This is a genomic window from Polaromonas sp. P1_G4 (assembly GCF_056405475.1).
Genome location: NZ_JBFUCA010000723.1, coordinates 1 through 1,656, shown reverse-complemented (window position 1 = coordinate 1,656; position 1,656 = coordinate 1). Strand labels below are relative to the sequence as shown.

Annotated in this window: 2 protein-coding genes; both read right to left on the bottom strand. The window is 57.3% G+C overall.

Annotation, left to right across the window (positions count from 1 at the left end; genetic code table 11):
* The coding region (locus tag AC1D1X_RS22650) for a prepilin peptidase (protein ID WP_477699262.1) at positions 1-775 on the bottom strand (775 nt) is incomplete at its 3' end.
* 11 nt (positions 776-786) lie between these two features.
* Positions 787-1,656, bottom strand: an 870-nt coding sequence (locus tag AC1D1X_RS22645; protein ID WP_477699261.1) for a type II secretion system F family protein, incomplete at its 5' end; no start/stop codon positions are given.

Here is a 1,656-nt window from a genome sequence, read left to right as displayed (position 1 = left end):
CCAGGAAAGGCCCAAAGGGCACATAACCGCCCTCGCGCAAGCCGGTGGAGAACTTCAACGCAATACCTATGACAGCACCAATCACCGAAGCCATCAGGATCATGGGAACCAGCGCAGGCCAGCCGAACCAGGCACCGAGTGCGGCGAAAAGCTTGAAGTCGCCATAGCCCATGCCTTCCTTGCCGGTGGCCAGCTTGAAGGCCCAGTACACCAGCCACAGAGACAGGTAGCCAGCGACGGCACCCCATAAGGCCGTTGGCAGGCTAACCGAAGGGTTCCACTGCAGGGCGGCGACGATCAGGCCGGCCCACAGCAAAGGCAAGGTGATATCGTCCGGCAGAAGCGTGGTATCCCAGTCGATCATCGCCAGGGCCAGCAGTGCGGCGGAAAAGCCGCACCAGCCCAGCGCAGTCAGCGACCAGCCCCAACGCCACACACAAAAGAAGAACAAGGCGCCCGTCACTGCCTCCACGACGGGGTAGCGCATACCGTAGGGCGAGCCGCATACCGAACACTTGCCTCGCAGGAACACGTAACTGACTACCGGAATGTTCTCGTACCAGCGGATGGCATGGCCGCAACTGGAGCAGCGTGAGCGCGGCACCACCAGATTGAACTTGTCGGAAGGCTCTGCTGGCTGCCCGGCCAGCTCCGCGCATTCCTGCGCCCATTGCCGCTCCATCATTTTGGGGAGGCGGTAAATCACAACATTCAGGAAACTGCCAATCAGCAGGCCCAGGATGCCGGCCAGCGACGCATCAAACGCCGGGCCCATACCCGTCCCCATCAAACGACTTGACCCAGCTTGAAAATGGGCAGGTACATCGATACCACGATGCCGCCAATAAGGGTACCCAAAAACACGATGATGATGGGCTCCATCAGACTCGAAAGGCCGGCCACCATCTCGTCGACTTCCGCTTCATAAAAGTCGGCGGCCTTACCGAGCATGTGATCGACGGAGCCGGATTCCTCACCGATGGCGCACATCTGCAACACCATGGTCGGGAACAGATTCGCATTGCCCATCGCAGCCGTCAGGCTGGTGCCCGTGGAGACCTCCTGCTGGATTTTCTCGGTGGCATCGGCATAGAGGGAATTGCCCGACGCTCCGCCCACGGAATCCAGTGCTTCAACCAATGGAACGCCGGCGGCAAACATGGTGGACAAGGTACGGGTCCATCGGGCAATGCACGACTTTTCAATCAGGGAACCAAAGACGGGTACCTTGAGCAACAGCCGGTCCATGAACTTTTGCATCTTTTCATTTCGCTTCCAGGCCTGGAAGAAGAAATAAAGGCCTCCACCAATTCCGCCAAAAATAAGCCACCAATAGGCCACAAAAAACTCGCTGATGGCGATCACGAACAGCGTCGGTGCTGGCAAGTCAGCGCCAAAGGATTTAAACACCTCCTTGAAAGCCGGGATCACAAAAATCATGATCACCGCGACCACCACAAAGGCCACAATCACCACCGAAATGGGATACATCAGGGCCGATTTGATTTTCGACTTGATGGCCTCTGTTTTTTCCATGTAAACCGCGAGGCGATCCAACAGGGACTCGAGAATACCTGCAGCTTCACCGGCCTCGACCAGATTGCAATACAGCGCATTGAAATACATCGGGTATTTGCGAAAAGCCGCACTCAAGGA